General features: G+C 45.1%; 17 protein-coding genes. 8 read left to right on the forward strand and 9 right to left on the reverse strand.

Annotation, left to right across the window (positions count from 1 at the left end):
* Positions 1–50: 50 nt before the first annotated feature.
* Together ACIGBM_RS06790 and ACIGBM_RS06795 are read right to left on the reverse strand one after the other, a co-directional pair.
* Positions 51–785 carry a cupin domain-containing protein gene (locus ACIGBM_RS06790; RefSeq protein WP_290177656.1) on the reverse strand — a complete coding sequence of 245 codons (735 nt, stop codon included), beginning with the start codon at positions 783–785 and terminating at the stop codon, positions 51–53.
* Positions 760–1,500: a gamma-glutamyl-gamma-aminobutyrate hydrolase family protein gene (locus ACIGBM_RS06795; protein ID WP_397477223.1), complete on the reverse strand. Its 741-nt coding sequence runs from the start codon at positions 1,498–1,500 to the stop codon at positions 760–762. The genes ACIGBM_RS06790 and ACIGBM_RS06795 overlap by 26 nt, the downstream gene beginning before the upstream one ends.
* Positions 1,501–1,966: 466 nt before the next feature.
* Between ACIGBM_RS06795 and ACIGBM_RS06800 the strand changes: the two genes are divergently transcribed.
* The 6 genes from ACIGBM_RS06800 to ACIGBM_RS06825 all read left to right on the forward strand — a co-directional run bounded on the left by ACIGBM_RS06800 (position 1,967) and on the right by ACIGBM_RS06825 (position 10,040).
* A complete protein-coding gene (locus ACIGBM_RS06800) occupies positions 1,967–3,310 on the forward strand; it encodes a glutamine synthetase family protein (protein ID WP_238052363.1) in 1,344 nt (447 codons plus the stop codon).
* Between the two features lies 1 nt (position 3,311).
* Positions 3,312–4,688, forward strand: a complete 1,377-nt coding sequence (locus ACIGBM_RS06805; protein WP_397477224.1) for an NAD(P)/FAD-dependent oxidoreductase — start codon at positions 3,312–3,314, stop codon at positions 4,686–4,688.
* A 198-nt stretch (positions 4,689–4,886) separates the two neighbouring features.
* The gene (locus ACIGBM_RS06810; protein WP_101205679.1) at positions 4,887–6,380 is read left to right on the forward strand and encodes a Na+/H+ antiporter NhaC family protein; all 1,494 of its coding nucleotides are present in this window, start codon (positions 4,887–4,889) and stop codon (positions 6,378–6,380) included.
* 132 nt (positions 6,381–6,512) lie between these two features.
* Positions 6,513–7,385 carry an N-carbamoylputrescine amidase gene (aguB, locus tag ACIGBM_RS06815; RefSeq protein ID WP_397477357.1) on the forward strand — a complete coding sequence of 291 codons (873 nt, stop codon included), beginning with the start codon at positions 6,513–6,515 and terminating at the stop codon, positions 7,383–7,385.
* Between the two features lie 68 nt (positions 7,386–7,453).
* Positions 7,454–8,569, forward strand: a complete 1,116-nt coding sequence (gene aguA / locus ACIGBM_RS06820; protein WP_397477225.1) for an agmatine deiminase — start codon at positions 7,454–7,456, stop codon at positions 8,567–8,569.
* A gap of 97 nt (positions 8,570–8,666) precedes the next feature.
* Positions 8,667–10,040: an NAD-dependent succinate-semialdehyde dehydrogenase gene (locus tag ACIGBM_RS06825; RefSeq protein WP_397477226.1), complete on the forward strand. Its 1,374-nt coding sequence runs from the start codon at positions 8,667–8,669 to the stop codon at positions 10,038–10,040.
* Positions 10,041–10,119: 79 nt separating this feature from the next.
* On the opposite strand, the gene ACIGBM_RS06830 is transcribed toward ACIGBM_RS06825, so the two are convergent.
* From ACIGBM_RS06830 to ACIGBM_RS06845, 4 genes are all read right to left on the reverse strand, one after another.
* Positions 10,120–11,562, reverse strand: coding sequence for an APC family permease (locus ACIGBM_RS06830; RefSeq protein WP_101205684.1), 1,443 nt, complete (start codon positions 11,560–11,562; stop codon positions 10,120–10,122).
* Positions 11,563–11,622: 60 nt separating this feature from the next.
* Positions 11,623–11,799 carry a hypothetical protein gene (locus ACIGBM_RS06835; RefSeq protein ID WP_397477227.1) on the reverse strand — a complete coding sequence of 59 codons (177 nt, stop codon included), beginning with the start codon at positions 11,797–11,799 and terminating at the stop codon, positions 11,623–11,625.
* Positions 11,800–11,886: 87 nt separating this feature from the next.
* The gene (gene gabT, locus ACIGBM_RS06840; RefSeq protein ID WP_397477228.1) at positions 11,887–13,146 is read right to left on the reverse strand and encodes a 4-aminobutyrate--2-oxoglutarate transaminase; all 1,260 of its coding nucleotides are present in this window, start codon (positions 13,144–13,146) and stop codon (positions 11,887–11,889) included.
* Between the two features lie 201 nt (positions 13,147–13,347).
* A complete protein-coding gene (locus tag ACIGBM_RS06845; RefSeq protein WP_397477229.1) occupies positions 13,348–14,811 on the reverse strand; it encodes an NAD-dependent succinate-semialdehyde dehydrogenase in 1,464 nt (487 codons plus the stop codon).
* Positions 14,812–15,031: 220 nt separating this feature from the next.
* On the opposite strand from ACIGBM_RS06845, the gene ACIGBM_RS06850 reads away from it, so the two are divergent.
* Positions 15,032–15,793 (forward strand): IclR family transcriptional regulator, encoded by a 762-nt coding sequence (locus ACIGBM_RS06850; protein ID WP_397477230.1) that lies wholly within the window; start codon positions 15,032–15,034, stop codon positions 15,791–15,793.
* A 140-nt stretch (positions 15,794–15,933) separates the two neighbouring features.
* Here ACIGBM_RS06850 and ACIGBM_RS06855 read toward each other — a convergent pair whose 3' ends face one another.
* From ACIGBM_RS06855 to ACIGBM_RS06865, 3 genes are all read right to left on the reverse strand, one after another.
* A complete protein-coding gene (locus ACIGBM_RS06855) occupies positions 15,934–16,995 on the reverse strand; it encodes a histone deacetylase family protein (RefSeq protein WP_397477231.1) in 1,062 nt (353 codons plus the stop codon).
* 147 nt (positions 16,996–17,142) lie between these two features.
* Complete coding sequence (locus ACIGBM_RS06860; RefSeq protein ID WP_397477358.1) at positions 17,143–18,351, reverse strand: CaiB/BaiF CoA transferase family protein; 1,209 nt, start codon at positions 18,349–18,351, stop codon at positions 17,143–17,145.
* A 204-nt stretch (positions 18,352–18,555) separates the two neighbouring features.
* Complete coding sequence (locus tag ACIGBM_RS06865) at positions 18,556–19,740, reverse strand: acyl-CoA dehydrogenase (RefSeq protein WP_191113865.1); 1,185 nt, start codon at positions 19,738–19,740, stop codon at positions 18,556–18,558.
* Positions 19,741–19,916: 176 nt separating this feature from the next.
* Between ACIGBM_RS06865 and ACIGBM_RS06870 the strand changes: the two genes are divergently transcribed.
* Positions 19,917–20,744, forward strand: coding sequence for an IclR family transcriptional regulator (locus ACIGBM_RS06870; RefSeq protein ID WP_397477232.1), 828 nt, complete (start codon positions 19,917–19,919; stop codon positions 20,742–20,744).
* Positions 20,745–20,789 lie beyond the last annotated feature (45 nt).

Consider the following 20,789-nt stretch of genomic DNA (forward strand, 5'->3'; position numbering starts at 1 on the left):
TGTTCAATCATTACTGGGCAATATCAAACTTAACGAAATTTAGCTTAGGTTTAATAAGTCGTCGGTGTATGGGCACTTACGATACGGGTGACGCTATCGGTAGGATTAATAAAAGTATGCGGCTGAATGGTATCAATCACATAGCTATCACCTTGATTTAACAAATAGGTACTGTCTTCGATACGGATAATAATCTTACCCTCGATGACCGTACCAATCTCCTCGCCTTCGTGAGCGATTTTTTCTTCTGTTGAGCTATTTGGCTGATAGGTCTCGATCAAGAACCCCAAGTTTCTTGTCCTGCTGCAGTTATATACCTGCTTTAGTGACACTTTGCTATTGGGTTCATTAAGCTCTAATAGATCCTTTGGCGTTACAATCACTCTAGCCTTTGGCTCTTTCCACTCGTCACTAAAGAACGTAGTCAGATCAGAACCCAATACTGTCAAAATCGCCTTTAACGTATTGACCGCTGGACTTACCTTATTGCGCTCAATTGAGCTGATAGACGTGTTCGTCAACCCTGACAGTTTTGCCAATTTACGTTGCGAATAACCTTTTGCTAGACGCAGCTGATTAATCTTTTTGCCAATGTCTTCCTTCAACGATTCATCTGCCTCAGAATCATTCAGTTCATCATCATCGATATCATCTATTTCAATATCAACATCAGCTACATCTTTGTCATCGACACTATCAACATCGTTTTCAATGTTATCACTATCAGTGACAGCAGTTTCTGCCTTACTTTTAGTCGTGCTATTCGGTTTGTGGTTCTCTGGCATGGTGAATAAATTCCGTGAATAGAAATTTGGACAAGCTATCTTGCGCATAATTTAACTCAGGATGCCATTGTACACCAATCATAAATGGATGTTGTAACAAGCTGATAGCCTCTACCAGACCATCAGGCGCTAACGCTTCGACGAATAAACGCTCACCTACCTTATTGATGGCTTGTTTGTGCAATGAGTTGACGTGCCACTTTTCACCAAATGCTGCCAGCCTTCCTTGAGATTGAATGATGACGTCATGTATGGGCTGATACTGCACCTCAAGCGGTTGGGTATTGTCTTCTAAATGTTGCTCATAAAACCCATCAATATCACGCCAGTCAGGATATAGCGTGCCACCAAAATGAACATTCATCTCTTGCAAGCCTCGGCAAACTGCAAACAGCGGAATGTTTTTTTCGTCTGCATAAGCCAATAATTTGAAGCTCAGCTCATCACGGCCTAGATCTTGTTTGGCTTCGGTATGTGTCGCGCCATAACGAGTTGGGGCGACATTGCTATAACTACCGGTCAATAAGATTCCATCTGCTATTTCGAGCAGCGCATCGAAGTTTTCGCTGTCAGCAGCTGTGTTTGGCAGCAGTATAGGATTCCCACCATAAAAATTTACTGCATCGATGTATTTTTGATATACCGCCTGTGCTGACTGTCCGTCAACCATCTTATGACAAGACACAATAGCAATAATAGGTCTGGAATTTTTCATCTCATTTTCCCTCGTTATAACAACTAGACCTAGGCTGTCTATGTTGTCTAATCCCTTATTTAGCTAAAATTTAACACAACGCCTCGTAAAATGTAAACTATAAACTTCATTAATATCGATATTTGTACTAGAAACGCGCATTTGAGTTATTTTAAGATAATTTTAAATAAAAATTGACAATTATAGTTTTCATCCATATATTAAAAGTCAGCAGCAATGATAACAAACATAGTTTAGCTTTTAGACTGAATAAAAACGCCTAAGAGCACAGTCTATAAGTCATTAATATCATTAATAAAAAATTTAGCCGTAGTACAAACACCTCATATTCAACTCGTCATTTATCAAATACTTATTTATTAAGTGTTCGTTATAAATGCCACTAGCAGAAAATTTAGACACCACAGCCAAAACGTAGTAGCAGTAACAAACCCAGTAATTCTACAAATTCATAGGAAGAACATACATGATGACAACCAATGGAATGGTCAAATCTGCAAACAGCACAGAGTACGTCTATGTTGCCGCAGGAGATATCAATGGCTTACTTCGTGGTAAGCGCATCCCTTTTGATCAAATGGAAAAAGCAGAAAACGGTGCAATCCGATTACCTCTGTCAATCTTAGGTGTCGATATATGGGGCGCTGATGTCATCGAGTCTTCGCAGTGCAATGGTGATATCGATGCCATTGCCCGTCCAACTGGTCGTGCTGCTTATCCGCTTCTCAATACCAGTGCCCCTTCATCGCTACTACCTATTTGGCTATATACCGAAGACAATGAGCCTTACTACGGTGATGCCCGCCACGTTTTGGACTACATCAGTAAAAAGTTCAAAGCACTGGGGCTGACACCAGTGATGGCAACCGAGCTAGAGTTTTATTTGGTTGACTATACCGAGGGAGAGACACCCAAGCCGCCTATCCGTCCCAAGAGCGGCCTAAGACTAAACAAGACATCCATCTTAAGTATCAATGACCTATTACAATTCGATGAATTCCTAGACGAAGTGTACGCGCAGTGTGAAAAGCTCGATATCCCTGTCGATGCGGCACTGGCGGAAAATGGTTGTGGTCAGTTTGAGATCAACTTATTACACGTCGATGATCCATTAAAAGCTGCTGACGACGCGATTTTGTTTAAACAAGTGGTCAAAGCTGTGGCAGCTCGTCGCAAGCTGACCGCCACCTTTATGGCAAAACCTTTTGGCCTACAGTCTGGCAATGGCTTTCATGTGCATTGCAGCTTATTAGATAAAGATGGCAACAACGTCTTCGATGATGGGTCAGATGAAGGCTCAGATATGTTGCGTCATGCCGTTGCTGGTCTACTAAAGACCATGTCAGATTGCACCTTATTGTTTGCACCGCATGTCAACTCTTACCGCCGCTTTACCCCTGGTACATTGGCCCCAAACAACGTGTCATGGGGTTATGAAAACCGCACCGCAGCTGTACGTATCCCTGGCGGTGACACCAGAGCACGCCGTATCGAACATCGGGTGTCTGGTGCAGATGCCAACCCTTATCTAGTTTGTAGCGCAGTACTGGCGGGTATGCTGTATGGTATCGAAAACAAGCTTGAAGCACCTGAGCCGATTAACAGCATTACTTATGATGCAGCAGAATTGAAAACCTTACCGTTAGACTGGCTCTCAGCCATTCGTCAATTTGAGAGCAGCGATGTGGTTGACTCACTATTCCCAAGCGAGATGATTGAGCTATTGATTGCAGTCAAAAAGCAAGAGGCCAAACGTTTTGCTCAGCAAGTGACCAACCTTGAATACCTTACCTATTTACAGGATGTTTGATATGTCAAATAGTAGCCCAAATAGCAACCAAAGTAGCAATACGACAGCGAACCAAAACCCACCTTCTAATAACACGCGCAATATCCCGCATTACTCAGATAAGGGTCAATACCCTGATAGCTATTATGCAGCCAGTCGCAACCCTAAGCCTGACAGACCAACGCTTAAAAACGATATTCAAGTAGAAATCTGCGTGGTCGGTGGTGGTTATAGCGGCTTATCAACTGCTCTACATCTTATCGAAACAGATCATGAGGTCGTCGTGCTTGAAGGCGCACAGATTGGTTGGGGTGCATCAGGTCGTAACGGCGGTCAAATCGTCAATGGTCTAAATGCTAGCCTGCAGAAAATTAAAAAATCTTATGGTCAGCAAAGCGCAGACTTCGTCGGTCAATTAGTGACTCGCGGTGGCAAAATCATTCGTCGTTTTGTCAGTGACTACGATATCAGCTGCGACCTCAAAGAAAAAAACATCTTTGCAGCATTGAATAACGGACAACTAAAAGACTTGCAAGAGACGCATGCACTGTGGGAAAGCCACGGTATGCACGACCGAGAAATGCTAGACAAAAATGGCATTCAAGAGCATATCAAGTCAGATGCTTATGTGGGCGGCGTCATCGACCATTCAGGTGGTCATTTCCATCCATTGAACCTTGCATTGGGTGAAGCGGCAGCTATCGAAAAAAATGGCGGCACGATTTATGAAAACACTTTAGTCGTAGATATTGAATACGCTGATGACTCTATCAAAGTCATTACTGAGTTTGGTACGGTGACTTGTAAGCAAGCCGTTCTATGCGGTAACGCTTATCTCAATAAAGTTATTCCTAAACTGACTGATCGCGTGATGCCAGTATCGACGCAGATTATCGCGACCGAACCATTGGGTGATTTGGCCGACCAACTGCTCCCTACTGATGTCTGTGTCGAAGATGTGCGCTACATTCTTGATTACTATCGCCTCTCAGCAGACAAACGCATGTTGTTTGGCGGCGGTACGGTGTATGGCGGTCAAGATCCTGCTGATATCACTGCCAAAATCAGACCCAATATGAATAAGATTTTCCCAGAGCTGCGCGATGTGAAAATCGACTACGCGTGGAGTGGTAACTTTGCCTTGTCCTTCTCTCGTGTACCGCAAATGGGCAAGCTACATGAACGCGTATATTTCGCCCATGGCTATAGTGGACACGGCGTAACAGGCTCTCATCTGTTCGGGCAAATCTTGGCTGATGCCATCAATGGCAAAACCAAAGAATTTGACACCTTTGCACAGATTCCTTGGATTCCGTTCCCAGGTGGCAGGGCTCTACGCGTTCCTTACTCGGTCATGGGTTCGTGGTGGTATGCACTAAAAGACACCACCGGCATGTAAATACATGACCAACCATGCATAAAAGCGGTCGACATAGACGACGTTTTTATCATAAAAACTACTGTTGCCTTGACCTATCACAGTAATGGATTGCTGTGATAGGAAGCTCGATAGAAAGTTGATTCGCTACTGGCTGTCGAGCATCAACCACCGAATAGAGTTTGTTTTAAAAAATGAGGTTCTACAGGGAGCGCAAGTATGAACATGAAACTCAATGATGCTGTCGAAGGGCACTATCATAACAAGCGAGTCTTTCTCACCGTAATAGTAGCCGTCGTCATCTATCTGGCCTTTGCTTGGCTATCCATGAGCCGTGGTCCAGATGAATCTTGGGGTGCTTTATCTTTATTACCCACATTATTAGTATTAGTCACCGCCATTGTCTCTAGGCGACCGTTTGAATCTATGATTGCAGGCTGCGTCGCTGGCCTTGTGATGCTCAACCCCTTTGATTTGGTTTCCCCCTTTGCAGACAATATGTCGATGGTCTTGGGCAACGAGACCATCATTTGGATTGTCCTCGTCTGTGGTCTGATGGGCGGGTTAATCCAGCTTCTTGAAATCAGTGGCTGCCTCGATGGTTTTAGTGAATGGCTACAAAAAATTATCAAGTCGCGTCGTCAGTCATTATTGGCCACTTTTGCTTTGGGCGTTGTGGTCTTTATCGATGATTACTTGAACTGCTTGGCCGTCTCCACCTCCGTTAAAAAACTCACTGACGTCTATAACGTCTCTCGTGAAAAGCTCGCCTATATCGTCGATTCGACCGCCGCTCCTATGTGTATTATCGTGCCTATCTCGACTTGGGCCGTTTACTTTGCAGGTCTACTAGAAGAAAACGGCGTAGCAGCAGATGGCGAAGGCATTGGACTTTATATCAGCGCTATTCCTTATATGGCCTATGCTTGGTTTGCCTTACTGATTGTGTTCTTAGTTGCTTATGGCATATTGGGCGATTGGGGACCGATGAAAAAAGCAGAGAAACGCGCCAAGGCTGGTAACCCTGTTCCTGAAGCATTTGTCGAAGAGCAACTGATTTCAAATGTCAAAGCCAAACGCAAGCTGTCATTCAAAGCCAATATTGCTAACTTTGCTTTTCCAATGATTCTATTGATTGTTTCAACTGTTTACTTTGAAATCGACCTGTTACGCGGGGCATTACTAACCTGTTTTGTGACTGTCGTTGTCTACTGGATGCAAGGTATCTTGAGCTTTGAGACACAAGTTGAAGCCATCTTTAAAGGCTTTAAAGTCATGCTCTATCCCCTCTCGACGGTTATTGGTGGCTTTTTCTTAAAAGCAATCAACGATGAGCTTGGTATGACCATGTATGTGATTGAGGCTATCACGCCTTATATGACCATTATTATCTTCCCTGCGGTTATCTTTGCGGTCATGGCCTTCTTGACCTTTGCCACTTCATCAAGCTGGGGTCTGTACGTGTTGGCGATGCCTATCGTGTTCCCAATATCGCTCGCCCTTGGCGTGAGCACACCCCTTATGATTGGCGCATTATTATCAGCCTCATCATTTGGTAGTCATGCGTGTTTCTTTAGTGATTCATCACTACTTGCCGCGCAAGGTGCTGGCTGCTCACCCATGCAGCATGCCTTTACCCAGTTCCCGTACGCGATGCTAGGTGCAGGACTGTCCGTCGTGACCTTCTTAGGATTGGGCTATATGATGGCTTAAGCCTATAAAGCTTAACCAATATAAGCTTAACTATTGTCGCTATACACTAACGAATGATGAGAAATTGTTCGTTAGCATATACGAATCATCATCTATATATAGTATTACTTATCTATCAATAAAAGGATTGAGATCATGCGAAACGTTACTGTGGCGACCACGCAAATGACATGCGGCTGGGACATCCAGCAAAACATTGCGACCGCGACTGACTTGGTCAAAGAAGCGGCCAACGATGGTGCCAATATTATCTTACTTCAAGAACTGTTTGAGACGCCCTACTTCTGCCAAGTTCATGACTTTGATTATTTTAAACTGGCAACTTCAGTCGAAGACAATGCAGCTATCAATCACTTCAAAAAACTGGCAAAAGAGTTAGAAGTTGTATTGCCGATTAGCTTTTACGAAAAATCAGGCAATACATTCTTTAATAGCATCACTGTGATCGATGCCGATGGCGAGATATTAGGCACTTATCGCAAAACGCACATACCAGACGGTATTCCTTATGCCGAAAAGTTTTACTTTACCCCTGGTGATACAGGATTTAAGGTTTGGCAAACCAAGTACGCTAAGATTGGTGTCGGTATCTGCTGGGATCAATGGTTCCCTGAATGCGCCCGTAGCATGGCATTGATGGGTGCCGAGTTGCTGTTTTACCCGACTGCCATTGGTGATGAGCCAACACTCGGTATCGACTCAAAAGGCCATTGGCAGCGCTGTATGCAAGGCCATTCCGCCGCCAACCTGATGCCAGTTATTGCAGCCAACCGCATTGGCACAGAAACCATCAGCCAAAATGGCAATGACAGCACGATGCAGTTTTATGGTAGCTCGTTCATTACCGATGGCCGCGGCGACATCATAAAAGAAGCGTCAGCAGATACTAGCGAAGTGATTAGCGCCACCTTTGACTTAGATCAACTGGCTATCGATCGTCAGCAATGGGGTGTGTTCCGTGACCGTCGTCCATCGATGTATGGCACGCTGCTCACTCACGGTTAATTCGATTTCCATCTCTTTAGTTTACTCTCACTATTTTTATAGTCGCTCGTGTACGATAAGGTGATTTTATGTCTATATTACTGACAGACTCAACCCCGCAGCAGGATGGCTTTTATATGCCAGCAGAGTTTGAGCCAATACAAAAGGTATGGATGGTCTGGCCATACCGTGCTGATAACTGGCGACAACAAGCAATCCCTGCCAAGAAGGCTTATGCTGATGTTGCATTGGCAATTAACAAGTTTTGTGACGTTGGCGTACTGGTCAATCCTGACGATTATCAGCAGTGCCGCGATAGCTTACCTGATGATATCGACGTTATCTCTATGCCTAGCAACGATGCGTGGGCGCGTGATACCGTGCCGACATTTTTAATCAATGACATAGGGGAGCTACGCGCTTGTGATTGGACGTTCAATGCATGGGGCGGAGACTATGATGGCCTCTACTCGCCATGGGATGACGATGATAAACTCGCAGAACGCTTATGTGAGCAGCTAGATATTCCGCGTTATCGAACGGATGACTTTGTCATGGAAGGCGGCGCGTTTCATGTCGATGGTGAAGGCACGGTTCTGACCACGCGTATGTGCCTGCTAAGCCTAGGACGCAATCCACATCTGAATGAGCAGCAAATCGAGGATAAGCTAAAAGCCTATCTCAATGTCCAAAAAGTGCTCTGGGTCGATGATGGTATCGATCCTGATGAGACTACAGGTCACATCGATGATATCGCCTGCTTTGCGCGCCCTGGTGAAGTGGTTTGCTTATTCACGGATGACCCTGAGAATCCGTTTTATGAAGCAACGCAAAAAGCCTATGAGCAGCTCTCAAATATGACCGATGCAAAAGGCAGACGACTAAAAGTCCATAAGCTGTGCTGTACCCAGCAGCCAGTGACCTTGCCTGATGATTATGACATTGTACAGTCTGATGATGCCAAACCTCGCCTAACGGGTGATGTTTGTATCGCCTCCTATGCCAATTTTTTGATTTGTAATGACGCGGTCATCGTACCGCAATATGATGATATAAATGATGCACTCGCCATCGAGCAGCTTGAAAAAGTCTTTCCTCAGCATCAGGTAGTGGGAGTACGAACAAGAGAGATTGTTTTTGGTGGCGGTAATATTCACTGTATTACGCAGCAGCAACCAAAGCCATCAATCAAAGGCAATAACTAAAAGCATTAATCAAAAGCTTTAATTAAAAGCACCCGCATAAAAATATAGACCCAAATGGATTTTGAACCCAATAATATTTTAAAATAAAGGACATAATATGAGCGATTATCAAGTTAATAACCCAGCCACTGGTGAAGTAGAAGCCACTTACCCTACTGCCACTGAACAAGATATCCAACAAGTCATTGAGCAAGCAGATACCGCTTATCAAGACTGGCGTAAAGTGCCGTTAAATGAGCGCAGTGCATTACTGCATAAAATCGCTGATATCTATCTTGAGCGCCAAGACGAGCTATCACGTATCGTTGCCAACGAAATGGGTAAACCTGTTGCCCAAGCAAAAGGCGAGATCGGTCTGGTGGCTGATATCTACCGCTACTATGCAGACAACGCTGAGCAGCTACTAGCGCCAAGCACCATTGATGTAGACTCAGGATCAGCGTCGGTAGAAAAACACCCTGTAGGCGCGCTACTAGGTATCATGCCGTGGAACTATCCCCATTACCAAGTAGCCCGTTTTGTCGCGCCGAACTTTATGGCAGGTAACACGATTATTCTAAAACACGCACCGCAGTGTCCAAACACCGCAGAAGTTATCGTCGATATCTTTAAAGATGCAGGCGTACCTGAAGGTGTTTATAACAATATTTTTGCGACCAATGAGCAATCAGCGACCATTATTAATGACACACGCGTACAAGGTGTCTCGCTAACAGGTTCTGAACGCGCTGGACAAGCCGTGGCAAAAGAAGCTGGCGGCGCACTCAAAAAAGTCGTTTTAGAATTGGGCGGTTCAGATGCCTTTATTGTCGCAGCCGATGCCGATATCGAGCAAGCGATACAAGGCGCTATCTCTGGTCGTTTTGGTAATACTGGACAAGCCTGTAACGCAGCCAAGCGTTTGATCGTCATCGAATCCGTCTATGATAAATTCGTCGAAGGTTTTACCAATGCGGTCAGCAACATGACTTTGGCCGACCCGCTTAAAGAAGATACGTTTATTGGCCCAATGTCATCAAAAGCCGCTGCGGTCAACTTGCAAGCGCAGCTAGACAGCGCTATCCAAGCAGGGGCGAAAGTATTGGTAGAAGGCGGCATGGACAAAGACAAGCCTGGCGCTTGGTTTAAGCCTGCGGTACTGACAGATGTGACTGAATCCATGGATGTATATCGTGAGGAGCTGTTTGGTCCTGTAGCAGTCGTCTATAAAGCAAATGATATCGACCATGCTATCAAGATTGCCAACGATGTGCCTTTCGGTTTGGGTGCGTCTATCCAAACGCAAGATGCGGCACTGGCTGCTGAAATTGCTGACAAACTAGAAGTGGGCATGGTCACTATCAATGCGCCTTCTGGTTCTGAGGCCAATACGCCATTTGGCGGTGTTAAACGTTCAGGCTTTGGCCGTGAGCTTGGCACCCTTGGCATCACTGAGTTCTTAAACTATAAGCTGATTCGTGATAAGTCTTAATAGATTAAAACCTTAGTTGAATGAAAAAAAGCCTAACGTTTGACGTTAGGCTTTTTTATGAAAGCTAATTAAAGTAATTCTACTTTTTATATGGGTTTTCTTTTAACCACTGCTGGTTAGCCGTTTTTAGCTCACGCAGTTCATGGTCCATAATATCTTTACTCTTACCAGGATTCTTCATCGTAGCATAACCGTACAATACGCCACCAAGTACGATCCAGCCAAGGAAAATCCACCACTCAATAGCGACAAGTGCTGATGGCATACCTGGTAAATATAGTGCCAACATCCCAAGACTTAAGATAATAGTGATAATACCAACCAATTTACCTGCTGGTACTCTAAACGGACGTACCATATCAGGCTCACGGTAGCGTAGCACTAGGAATGAAAGAGCCACACAAGTATAAGCAATAACGATACCGAACCCGCCAGCATCTACAATCCATACCAGCATTTTGCGACCAAATAATGGCGCAAGTGTCGCGAGACCACCAATCAATAAAATCGCATTGACGGGTGTATTGTATTTCGGATGCAGTTTGCATAAAAACTGCGGCAACATGTGCGTTTTGCCCATAGCATATAGCAGACGACTACCACCGATAAGAAATGCATTCCAGCTCGATAAAATACCTAGCACGCCGCCAATAACCAGTAACGTACCAGCCCATTTACCATTCCAAGCATTGGTCATCGCATCAGCCGTTGCCAATGTTGAGTCTTGCGCTTGTAATAGCGGTAAAGTCTTGCCCACACTCCAAGCGACTGCTACATACCACAGCACCGCAATAATAATAGAGACAATCAAAAACTTACCAATGTTCGGACGAGATAGATTGATTTCTTCTGCAGCTTGGGGAATGACATCGAAGCCAACGAATAAGAACGGTACCATTACCATCACCGTCATGATGCCACCCATACCGCCAATAAAGTTAGGCGCTTGTACGGTATTAGAGGTCTCAGGGCTGAACAGTAATGCCCCTACGAACAGTAATATACCTACTAGAAAGATACCAACGACTGCTGTTTTTTGAAACCACGCGCTGACTTCCATACCGCGTATGTTCAGCCAAGTAACAATCACTGAGCCAAGCATCCCGACGCCTACCCAAGTGGCGTAAACATCCCAGCCAGCAACATTCCAAAGATACCCTTGGCTATAATTGGGAATAATATATTCGACGACGGTGGGCAGTGCCACGGCTTCGAACGCGACGACTGAGAAGTAACCGAACAAAATACTCCATGAGCAAATAAAGGAAACATTAACCCCTAGTGCTCGGTGAGTATAAGTATGCTCACCGCCAGTAATTGGCATAGAGGCCGCAAGTTCAGCATACGTCACACCAATCAAAACAACTACCAGACCGCCTATCAAAAAGGCGCTAATTGCGCCCCATATACCTGCTGAGATGATCCAACTACCTGCCAGTACAACCCAGCCCCAACCGACCATTGCACCGAATGCCAGTGCAATGATATCGAACACCCCTAGCGACTTTTTTAATTCAGACATAACCTACTCCTTGTCTGTGTTTCATCCGTGTGAGCCTGTTACAGCTACACTATTTTTGTTTCATGGGATCATACCCATCATGTTTGTTGTGTCTGTCGCGTCGCCGAAAAACGTGTATTTGCCGTCGGTATAGTATTCAAACAGCAAATACAAAAACGGCGTCTTGACTTGCAAGGCGCCGTTAAAAAACTCACTCAAAGCGAGCGTCATAAAGGCAACCTTGCCGTTATCTTTCATACAATCTTTTAACCAATATCGGTACTTGAATTAGCTGTACTTGGTTAAAAGCGCTCCATCGCTAAAGTAAATGACACTCAGTATTGCTTATGCCGTTAGAATACCTTTGATGATATCAAGGCCTTCTTGTAGCACTTCATCTTCAACCGTCAATGGCACCATCACACGAATGGCATTGCCATACATACCACAAGACGCTAGTAACAAGCCTTGCTCAAATGATTTTGCTTTTAGATTGGCAGCTGCTGCGGCATCAGGCTTGCCTTCGCTATCAATCAATTCAAACGCTAGCATAGCGCCCTTATGACGGATATGACCGATACTGCTTAGGTTCAAGCCTTTTAAGAACGCGGCGATGGTATCACCAATCACCACACTACGCTCAAGTAAGCTTTCTTCTTCGATAACTTCCATAACAGCAAGTGCCGCAACACAAGCCAGTGGGTTGCCAGAATAAGTACCACCTAAGCCGCCTACTTGCGGCGCATCCATGATGTCAGCACGACCAACTACTGCTGATATAGGATAGCCGCCAGCCAAGCTCTTGGCAGTTGTCATCAAATCCGGCTCAACACCTAGCTGCTCACCTGCAAACAAGGTACCGGTTCTGGCGAAACCACACTGTACTTCGTCAAAAATAAGCACGATGCCATGCTCATCACAAATCTCGCGCAATGCTTTGGCAAATGAAGGCGTCACCTGATGGAAACCACCCTCGCCTTGGACTGGCTCGATGATCATTGCTGCCACTTCACTAGGATCGATATCTGCTTGGAAAATCATGTCAAGGCTGTGTAGTGCTTGCGCCTCTGTTACGTTCAACTCTTCTGCAGGGAACAACGCATGGAACACAGGTCCTGGCATCGGGCCAAAGTTCTTTTTGTATGGTAGTACTTTGCCTGTCAGGCTCATACACATCATGGTACGACCATGCCAGCCACCAACAAAAGAAATCACGCCTGGACGACGGGTTTTAGCACGAGCAATCTTGATGCAGTTTTCAACGGCTTCTGCGCCAGTGGTCAAAAAGAACGCTTTAGTATCGCCGCTGATGGGCGCTTTTTCGCATAGCTTTTCAGCCAAATCCACATAGCATTCGTAGTTAATCATTTGCGCCGCAGTGTGCGTAAACTTGTCTAGCTGCTCATGCACACGTTGGGTGATTTTTGGATGGCTATGACCCGTGTTCAATACTGAGATACCACCGACAAAGTCGATATAACGCTTGCCTTCGATATCCCAGATTTCTGAGTTCTTTGCTTTTTCTGCAAAGATAGGAAAGGCAACCCCAAGTCCTGTTGGTAAAACAGCTTTGCGGCGCTCAAGCAATGATTGATTGGTAGTCATGGGAATGTCCTTTTCTTTGTTCGTAACATAAGTGCCATCTAGAGATTGGCGGTTTATTTGATGTTTGTCTTTGTACTCAGTAGATATCAAATGGTGCTTGTTTGACCCAAAACATCATAGATATCTAAAAACTTTTGCTAGTTGATGCGTTGCTAATTGTTACTGTGCTAACCATTAAGCCAACTCATTAGGTTATGGCTATTAGGTGATATCAGAGCACCAGTATTTGGTCGTGATATAGTCTTCGATACCGTATTTTGAGCCTTCACGGCCAAACCCAGACTGCTTCACGCCGCCAAATGGGGCAACTTCTGTAGAAATTAAACCCGTGTTGTGACCGATGATGCCGTACTCTAACCCTTCGGTAACGCGCCATGAACGTGCATAGTCGCTACTATAGAAGTAAGCGGCCAAGCCATAAATGGTATCGTTGGCAGCACGAATCACTTCTGCTTCGTCTTTGAAGGTAAATATGGTCGCAATCGGTCCAAAGATCTCTTCAGAAGCGATGTCCATATCACTACTAATATCTGTGATAACCGTTGGGTTATAAGTCAGTTCTGAAGCATCATTGACACTACCACCAGTGACCAGTTTTGCGCCTTTATCTAGCGCGTCTTTTAGCAAGGCTTGAACTTTATCTAACGCTTTTTTGTTGATAAGAGGACCGATATCTACGCCTTCTTCTAAGCCGTTGCCTACTTTTAATTCAGCGACTTTTTTGACAAAGACATCTAAGAATTTATCTTTAATGCTGTCTTGAACGTATACTCGGTTGGCGCAGACACAGGTCTGACCAGCATTACGATATTTAGAAGCGATTAAACCAGCAGCGGCTTTCTCTAGATCGGCATCATCAAAGACGATAAATGGCGCATTGCCACCTAACTCTAACGATAGCTTCTTAATAGTCGGCGCGCATTGTGCCATCAGCGTACGGCCTACTTCTGTAGAGCCTGTGAATGACAGTTTATGAATGCGTGCATCACCCGTTAGGATGTCGCCGATGACAGAAGACTTACCAGTGACGACTTGAATAACGCCAGCTGGAATACCTGCTTGCTCTGCCAATACGCCAAGTGCCAATGCGGAGTATGGTGTCTCAGTAGCAGGTTTGACAATAATCGTACAGCCTGCTGCTAGTGCAGGAGCAACTTTGCGCGTGATCATCGCAGCTGGGAAGTTCCAAGGCGTGATAGCGGCACAAACACCAACCGGCTGCTTGAGAACGACATGACGTAGCTGTGTGCTATTAGCAGGAATCACATCACCATAGACGCGTTTGCCCTCTTCGGCAAACCAACGGATAAAGCTGTTGGCATAACCCACTTCACCACGTGACTCAGTTAGTGGCTTACCTTGTTCAGCGGTCATAATGATGGCCAAATCTTCTTTATTGGCATCGATCAGATCAGCCCACTTTTGCAATAACTCTGCACGTTCTTTGGCTGTTTTTGCTGCCCAGTCTGCTTGGACGTCATGAGCGTAAGCAACGGCTTCGTTGACATCTTCTGTGGTCAGACTTGGTACAGTACCAATGAGCTCGCCACTAAAAGGATTGTTGACATCAAGCACAGCTTCATCACTAGCAGCATGCCAGCCGTCTTTGATAAAGCAAGATTGTTTGAGTAAATCTGGATTTGATAACTGCAGCGCGTGTGACATGTTGACGCTCCTTGTCATATAGGATGTATTTATAAGAATGGATACAATGGTAAGTCGTAAATAATTATTGATAATTCATTATTTGTTCAATATACTGAACACATATTCTATATACGAGACGTCATTATAAGAACGATATGACGCGATTTGCAACCCTTAATCTCATTATTTTAAAAATTATCTTGTACTTCTTTCTTTTATTTCACTTTATAGGTTATTTATGAGCTCGACTGCCGTGCCTGCGCTAGACAAAACGTTTCAGATTTTGGACTTGATTACTGATAGCTCACAGCCTCTGACAGCGGCTCATATCGCAAAAGAGCTTGGGCTACCGCGTAGCTCCACTCACAATATTTTGCAGAGTCTATTGACCAAGCACGTCATTTACAAAGACCCTGAAAGCCGTTTTTATTTGGGTTCATATTTGATGTATTGGGCAGGTAAGTACGAACAGCAGCAAGGCGTAGTGCAGTTGTTTAAAGATTTGATTGTGCAGTATCCGGTACTTCTTCAGCACACGGTTACCTTGTCAAAGCTTGATTTGGGCGAAGTGGTATTTTTGGCTTGTCATGAGTCGCCTGCACCGCTTGGCTTTACTTTTCGAGCAGGCGTTCGCGTACCTGCCGTCTTTTCTGCGACAGGTAAAGCCATGCTATCGACGTTGTCGATGGACAGCATCAAATCATTGTATAAAGATACGTTTCCGATGCCGATGACCCAGCATGGGGTAAAGAATTTTGCCGATTTGGCAACTGAGCTTGCGGCGATACAAGAAAGCCGAGTATCGCTCGATGATGGACAATTGCGCGATGGGATGTACTGCTTAGGGACTTATATTCGTAATGCGTCAGGCAATGCGGTCGCTGGTATGGCAGTGAGTTTTTTGCAAGGAGAGTATGAGTCTAAACGGGCTGAGGTCAGTGCGGTATTGATTGAATTGGCCGAGCAAATTGAGCAGCATTTAGGCTTTACTACGAATTGATAAATGATAGAAGTTTGTAGAGAATAGGTCGCAGAGTGTGACGGTAAACTCTGTGACCTATTTGATTGTTTTTAATTTGACTGATACTACTGAGCATTCAACTAGCTGGATCACTTATATTACTTTAGTTGCTTATAACTTCAACTATTATTGCTGTCTTCAGCGATAAGCCCAGATAAAAATGCTTGCAGATTATCATTGAGCTTTTGAATATAATAGCCACCCTCGACTAAGACGATCAATGGCTTGTTTAGCGCTTTCATTTTTTGTGCCAATATCTTAAAGCCTTCGGTACTAACAGCACATCTTGCTTCTGGGTCGTTTTCATAAACATCAAACCCCAATACATGAACGATAACGTCAGGATCAAATAACGTCACCGTCTCAATAGATTTATCAACATAGTCAAAGAACCCTGCTTCATCAGTACCATGTGGCATTGGGAAATTGATATTGTAGCCTTCGCCCTCGCCTACACCTTTTTCAAACGCGTGTCCTGTCACTGCTGGATAAAAGTTAACAGGATCACCATGTACCGAGGTATAGAGCACGTCTTTACGGTCGTAAAATATTTCTTGGATACCTTGTCCGTGGTGCATGTCCGTATCGATAATGGCAATTTTTTTGTATTTCTGGCGTAAATGTTCGGCGATGATGGCAGCATTATTAAGATAGCAAAATCCGCCCGCGGCGCTTTTGCGAGCATGATGACCAGGCGGCCGTGAAAAGCAAAGCTGTATATGACTGTCAGCACGCTCAGCGTCTGTTGCCGTATCATTTAGCAGTGCTTCGGCTGCATTGAGTGCGGTCTGTACCGACCAATAGATAGAGGTCCAAGAATGCTCGCTGATGGGCGCACTATCATCTGCTTGATACTTAGCTGCTTTTGCCATGATGCCAATACCAGGATTATCATACGGTACAAAAATTCCTGTTTGCACCTGCGCACCCAAGTCTTCCCCTACTGCCATCCATTCATCATAGCCATGCTTAAGAAACTCAACATAACCGAAGTCATGGACCGCTAATATTGGTGCGATGCCGATATCGGTGGCAGTAGTCACTTCTAAGCCTAAAGCCGCTGGCGCTTTCGAAAACTCGACTATACGTTCTGGTATTTCTAACGGCTCATGCATCTTTCCATAAGAAAAATATGGCAGCGGTCTATGCAGGCTTAAATTTTCATGGCTGTATATTTTCATGCTCAACATTCCTTGTTTGACACTACTTGGTTTTGCATTATTTGTTGTGATACTGCTTTACTTAACGTTGCTTTATTTAAGAAGTTCCATTTTCTAGCTGTTATTTTTATCATTTCTCATTGTAAATATACGGCTGCCGACGCTACTCTAAACAATTCCATCGGCTTTTAGCTTAGCGATCATCTCACTATCATAGCCCAATTCAGAAAGCGTGCTATCAGTATGCTCACTCAACTGCGGTGGCGGGGTACGATACGTGACTGGCGATGCGGATAACTTGATAGGATTGCCAAGTGCTCTGACTGGACTGCCTTGCTCGGTAAAATTAACGATCATCTCTCTTGCTTCCGCTTGCGGCATGGCCAAGGCTTCAGCGACATTATGAATCGCGCCGCATGGAATACCTGCCTGATCTAGCACTTCTAGCCAATAAGTGCGTGATTGCTTGGCAAAATGCTTAGTCAGCTCACCACACAGCAATTCGCGATTGGCAACGCGTTGTGGATTGGTCGCAAAGCGCTCATCGATATGCCAATCAACTGCGAGCACCTCACACAGTTTGGCAAACTGACTGTCGTTACCACAGGCTAAAATAAAATGCTGCTCGCCCTCGCCCGCAAATACTTGATACGGCACGATATTGGGATGCTGGTTGCCCAATCTTGGCGGTATCTTATCGGATGCCAAATGATTCATACCGACATTAGCCAGCATGGCGAGCGCACTGTCGAGCAACGCTACATCGACATGTTGACCAACACCCGTATTTTGACGCGCCAGTAGTGCCGCCTGAATACCAATGGTCAGCTGCAACCCTGCAAACAAATCAACCACTGCCACGCCAACTTTATGCGGCTCGCCATCGCTTGGACCCGTGATACTCATCAGTCCTGATAATCCTTGGATAATATAATCATAGCCGGGGCGTTTGGCATCGGGACCAGTTTGCCCAAACCCTGTCAATGACGCATAAATCAGCCGCGGATTGTCTTGCTTTAGACTGTCATAATCTAAGCCGTATTTTTTCAGACCACCAACTTTAAAGTTCTCAACCAAGATATCACTGTCAGCGATTAGCTGCTTAATAATGGTTTGCCCTGTCGGCGTAGTGATATCAACTGTCAGCGATTTTTTATTGCGGTTAATAGTAGCGTAATAAGCGGAAGTATCGTCGCTGAATGTTGGCGGTGCCCAATGACGCGTTTCATCACCGATATGCGGACGCTCAACCTTGATGACTTCGGCACCAAGATCAGCTAACACTTGCGTACAAGAAGGGCCAGCCAGCACTCTCGATAAATCAAGCACCTTGATACCATGCAATGCGCCCTTTGGCATATTAGCCATATCAATCATATCTGTCATGAGATTCCCTTACTCTGTCGCGTATTTTTTGACTTTTAATCATAAAATTGTGCTTTATGATTTAGCTATTTAACCGCTGAATCATGAAGAACAACTGAAAAACGTACGCTACTGTTAATGCTCTTTTGATAAAAAGCCAAGCAGTAACGTACGTCATAAAATACAGTTGTACCAAAAACTATTAGCTAAAAGCGCTTAAAAGAACGCTTGAATGCCTGTCTGTGCACGGCCTAGGATAAGCGCATGAATATCATGTGTCCCTTCATAGGTGTTAACAGCCTCTAAGTTCATCACGTGACGGATGATGTGGAACTCATCAGAGATACCGTTACCGCCATGCATATCACGAGCGATACGTGCGATATCCAGTGCCTTACCGCAGTTATTACGTTTAATGAGTGAGATCATTTCAGGCGCTGCATTGTCTTCATCCATCAAACGACCCACGCGTAGCGCCGCTTGTAGACCTAACGTGATTTCAGTCTGCATATTAGCCAGCTTCAACTGCACCAGCTGCGTTGCCGCTAGCGGACGACCAAACTGCTTACGATCAAGCGTGTATTGACGGGCGGCTTTCCAGCAGAATTCAGCCGCACCCATCGAGCCCCAAGCGATACCATAACGAGCTTTATTTAAGCAGCCAAATGGCCCTTTTAGACCACGGATATCTGGGAAAGCATTGGCCTCAGGAACGAATACTTTGTCCATAACAATCTCACCCGTGACTGACGCACGTAGTGAGAACTTGCCTTCGATTTTCGGTGCTGATAAGCCTTTCATACCTTTGTCTAAAACAAAACCTCGAATCTCGCCAGCATCATCTTTTGCCCACACGACAAACACGTCAGCGATAGGACTGTTGGTGATCCACATTTTATTACCCGTCAACTCATAACCGCCATCTACAGCGCGTGCACGCGTCGACATCGATGAAGGGTCAGATCCTGAGTCTGGTTCAGTCAAACCAAAGCAACCCACATACTCACCCGAAGCAAGCTTAGGCAAATAACGCTCTCTTTGCTCTTCTGTGCCATACGCCCAAATAGGATGCATAACCAAGCTTGACTGCACGCTCATCGCTGAACGGTAGCCCGAATCAACGGCTTCCACTTCCTTGGCAATCAGACCGTAAGCAACACTCGATAAGCCAGCACAGCCATAACCTTCAATCGTGACACCAAGCAGACCCATTTCACCCATTTGACGCATGATATTACGGTCAAAATTCTCGTTACGATTGGCCTCAATAATGCCAGGCATCAGCTCTTTTTGAAAAAACTGACGGGCGCTATCGGTGACCATGCGCTCTTCTTCAGTGAGCTGGTCACGTAATAAGAAAGGATCTTCCCAATCAAAACGTGGGCTAGTAGATGTTGCCATGTGAATCTCCTTGGTATCAGTCATCCTGACTGACGAATTGTGATTAATAGATAGGTTTAGATAATAGGTTATTGACTTAATAATTCCGCTGTGCGAAACTTAGTTTCATAATTTAAAACCATTTAACCAAACTTTCGCCGCGCTGTAAACCTTTATCAAAAAAAGATGAGTATAAAATGACGAAACCCTTATCAACAGCTACTCCGCTACTCGAACGCATGCATGCAACGATGAGTCAAAATAAGGAAGAGAATGACCGACAGTTTGTGACGGCACTGGGAAGAGGACTGATTATACTGGCAGCTTTTGAGCACCATGAGCGGCTCACCCATCAACAGCTATGTCAAATGACCGAACTACCAAAAGCAACCATTACCCGTCTTATCCATACTTTGACCACGCTTGGATTTTTACGAACGAATGATTATGGCCATTATCAATTGGGCAGTAGTGCTGTACGTCTCAGTGCGACCGCGTGGAGTCGCCACGATATGGTGGCAGCAGCTGAGCCACTATTACGGCAGTTCGCCAGTGAGAATGAAGTATCAGTGAATTTAGCGACCGAAGTCGAAGGAGAGATGCGCTATCACGCCTGCTGCCGTAGTCCTGCTCGCCTATCAGTCAACTTACAAGTTGGCTCCGCTGTACCTGTCGCACGCACTGCTATTGGACGTGCTTTTTATGCGGCAAGTACACAAGCGAGACAAGCGGTCATCATTAGTAATCTACAAGAAAATTTATCTGTTGAAGAATATAACGATGTGCAAACCGCCCTAGCCAGCGCGGCAGAGCATTATGAAAAATACGGCTATACCATGTCTGATGGGGAGTTTTCTACTGACATACTGGCAGTCGCGGTTGGGGTATATGATGTCGCAACAGGACAATATACTTATTCGCTAAATGCCAGTGTGCCAAGTGCCAACTGGAAAGCGGACGACTATGCGGCAATGATAGTGCCTAAGTTGCAGGCATTGGCGGAGCGGATTGGTAGTGGTACATAGAGCATATTAAAACGAATAAAATCAAGGTTTAGGCTGGATTCATTA

Source organism: Psychrobacter sp. NPDC077938, assembly GCF_044542635.1.
Classification (GTDB): domain Bacteria; phylum Pseudomonadota; class Gammaproteobacteria; order Pseudomonadales; family Moraxellaceae; genus Psychrobacter.

Excerpts from the sequence above, each read along its gene's own strand:
- ACIGBM_RS06790 (WP_290177656.1), bottom strand. The coding sequence starts at position 785 with ATGCCAGAGAACCACAAACCGAATAGCACGACTAAAAGTAAGGCAGAA.
- ACIGBM_RS06795 (WP_397477223.1), bottom strand. The coding sequence starts at position 1,500 with ATGAAAAATTCCAGACCTATTATTGCTATTGTGTCTTGTCATAAGATG.
- ACIGBM_RS06800 (WP_238052363.1), top strand. The coding sequence starts at position 1,967 with ATGATGACAACCAATGGAATGGTCAAATCTGCAAACAGCACAGAGTAC.
- ACIGBM_RS06805 (WP_397477224.1), top strand. The coding sequence starts at position 3,312 with ATGTCAAATAGTAGCCCAAATAGCAACCAAAGTAGCAATACGACAGCG.
- ACIGBM_RS06810 (WP_101205679.1), top strand. The coding sequence starts at position 4,887 with ATGAACATGAAACTCAATGATGCTGTCGAAGGGCACTATCATAACAAG.
- aguA (WP_397477225.1), top strand. The coding sequence starts at position 7,454 with ATGTCTATATTACTGACAGACTCAACCCCGCAGCAGGATGGCTTTTAT.
- ACIGBM_RS06825 (WP_397477226.1), top strand. The coding sequence starts at position 8,667 with ATGAGCGATTATCAAGTTAATAACCCAGCCACTGGTGAAGTAGAAGCC.
- ACIGBM_RS06830 (WP_101205684.1), bottom strand. The coding sequence starts at position 11,562 with ATGTCTGAATTAAAAAAGTCGCTAGGGGTGTTCGATATCATTGCACTG.
- ACIGBM_RS06835 (WP_397477227.1), bottom strand. The coding sequence starts at position 11,799 with ATGAAAGATAACGGCAAGGTTGCCTTTATGACGCTCGCTTTGAGTGAG.
- gabT (WP_397477228.1), bottom strand. The coding sequence starts at position 13,146 with ATGACTACCAATCAATCATTGCTTGAGCGCCGCAAAGCTGTTTTACCA.
- ACIGBM_RS06845 (WP_397477229.1), bottom strand. The coding sequence starts at position 14,811 with ATGTCACACGCGCTGCAGTTATCAAATCCAGATTTACTCAAACAATCT.
- ACIGBM_RS06850 (WP_397477230.1), top strand. The coding sequence starts at position 15,032 with ATGAGCTCGACTGCCGTGCCTGCGCTAGACAAAACGTTTCAGATTTTG.
- ACIGBM_RS06855 (WP_397477231.1), bottom strand. The coding sequence starts at position 16,995 with ATGAAAATATACAGCCATGAAAATTTAAGCCTGCATAGACCGCTGCCA.
- ACIGBM_RS06860 (WP_397477358.1), bottom strand. The coding sequence starts at position 18,351 with ATGATTGATATGGCTAATATGCCAAAGGGCGCATTGCATGGTATCAAG.
- ACIGBM_RS06865 (WP_191113865.1), bottom strand. The coding sequence starts at position 19,740 with ATGGCAACATCTACTAGCCCACGTTTTGATTGGGAAGATCCTTTCTTA.
- ACIGBM_RS06870 (WP_397477232.1), top strand. The coding sequence starts at position 19,917 with ATGACGAAACCCTTATCAACAGCTACTCCGCTACTCGAACGCATGCAT.